The organism is Promicromonospora kroppenstedtii DSM 19349 (assembly GCF_000515355.1).
Taxonomy (GTDB): domain Bacteria; phylum Actinomycetota; class Actinomycetes; order Actinomycetales; family Cellulomonadaceae; genus Promicromonospora; species Promicromonospora kroppenstedtii.
Map to the genome: position 1 here is coordinate 31,434 of NZ_KI911701.1, position 1,957 is coordinate 33,390.

The 1,957-nt window shown below is 74.3% G+C and carries 2 protein-coding genes; one reads left to right on the top strand and one right to left on the bottom strand.

Annotated elements, in window-relative coordinates; translation table 11 throughout:
* Positions 1–473, bottom strand: a 473-nt coding sequence (locus PROKR_RS18480) for a TetR/AcrR family transcriptional regulator (RefSeq protein ID WP_036965550.1), incomplete at its 3' end; no start/stop codon positions are given.
* 101 nt (positions 474–574) lie between these two features.
* Between PROKR_RS18480 and PROKR_RS18485 the strand changes: the two genes are divergently transcribed.
* The coding region (locus PROKR_RS18485; protein ID WP_036965552.1) for an MFS transporter at positions 575–1,957 on the top strand (1,383 nt) is incomplete at its 3' end.

A 1,957-nucleotide genomic window follows, 5' to 3' on the forward strand; every position in this document is an offset into this window, starting at 1 on the left:
GTGCCGGCGCCGTCGGCGGCCGCGACGACGAGCGCGAGCACGTCCTCTGGCAGCCCGTCGGCCCGCAGGTCCTCGTTCCACCGGCGCGCGTCCGCCCGGGCGAGGTCGACGACGGCGTCCACGCTCGACAGGTGCGCGATGACCACGAGGGCGTCGCGCGAGGCCGTGGCGTCCAGGGCGCCGTCGACCGAGACGCGCACGTAGGCGCGTGTGAGGCGGCCGGGGGCGTCGTCGTCCGGCGGGATCGCCGCGAGCACCGCGGTCCGGAAGCTTTCGAGCCAGTCGGCCGCCAGCGCGAGGTGCAGGTCGCGCTTGTTCGCGAAGTGGTAGAGCAGCCCGCCCTTGGACACGCCCGCGCGGCGGGCGACGTCGTCCAGGCTGGCGGAGACCCCGCGCTCGCGGACCAGCCGGCCCGCCGCGTCCAGGATCGCGGCGCGCGTCTGCTCCGGGCTCCTGCCTGCTGTCCGGCCCACTGCCACCACCTCGCATCCGATGCACTGCCCGGCACGAACTATAGGCCGCGTCACAGACCGCGCTCTTCAAAACTGTACCGGCTAGACGGTACAGTTACGACGTGACCGCTCCTGCTCCCCTTCTCTCCGTGCGTCGCCGGTGGGCCGCGCTCGCCGTCCTCGTGCTCGCGGTCGGCCTGCTGGCGATCGACGGCACCGTGCTCTACCTGGCCGTGCCGTCGCTCACCCGCGACCTCGCGCCCACCGCCACCCAGGTGCTCTGGATCGGCGACATCTACTCGCTGGCCATCGCCGGGCTGCTCGTCACCATGGGCACCCTCGCCGACCGGATCGGCCGCAAGAAGCTGCTGCTGATCGGCGCGACGGCGTTCGGCGTCGCCTCGGCGCTCGCCGCGTTCGCCCCCACCGCCGAGGTGCTGATCCTGGCCCGCCTGCTGCTCGGCGTCGCGGGGGCCACGATCATGCCCTCGACGCTGTCCCTGATCCGCACCCTGTTCCCCGACGCCGCCGAGCGCAGCCGTGCGATCGCCGTCTGGTCGGCCGCGGCCGGTGGTGGCGCAGCCGTCGGGCCGCTGGTGGGCGGGCTGCTGCTGGAGCACTTCTGGTGGGGCTCCGTCTTCCTCGTCAACGTGCCCGTCGTGCTCGTCCTCGTGATCGCGGGCACCGTGCTGCTCCCCGAGGCCAAGGACCCCCACCCCGGCCGCCTCGACCTGCTGTCGGTGCTGCTGTCCTTCGCCGCCGTCATGCCGCTGGTCTGGGCCATCAAGCACGCCGCCGCCGAGGGCGTCGACCTGCTCGCCGTGGGCGTGCTGGCGCTCGCGGTGGGCTCGGGCGTGTGGTTCGTCAGGCGCCAGAACCGGCTCGCGGCCGACGGGCGCGGCCCGCTGCTCGACGTCGGTCTGTTCAAGGTACCGGCGTTCAGCGGCGCCGTGGCGGCCAACCTGATCGCGATCTTCGCGCTGACCGGCATGCTGTTCTTCTTCTCGCAGTACCTGCAGCTCGTGCGCGGGTTCTCGCCGCTGGTCGCGGGCGTCGCCGAGCTGCCGGCCACCATCGCGTCCATCGCCGTGGTCGTGGTGGTGGGCTGGTCGCTGCGCACGTTCGGGCGGGGGCGCGCCATCGCGCTCGGCCTGGCCGTCACAGCCCTCGGCATGGTCGGCATCGCGGTCGCGGAGGGCGCCGAGCACTACGTGTGGCTCGCGCTCGCCCTGGTCCCCGCGGGCCTCGGCGTCGGGCTCGCGATGACCCTGACGACGGACGCCGTCGTCTCCGCCGTGCCGCCGGCCAAGGCGGGTGGCGCCTCGGCGATCTCGGAGACCGCCTACGAGCTCGGCGTCGCCCTAGGCGTGGCCGTGCTCGGGTCGTTGGTCACCCTCGGCTACCAGTCCCGCGTCGCGCTCCCGGACGGCCTGTCGCCCGACGACGCCGCGCGGGCGGGCGACTCGCTCGCGTCGGCGGTCACGGTCGCGGGCGACCAGGGCGCG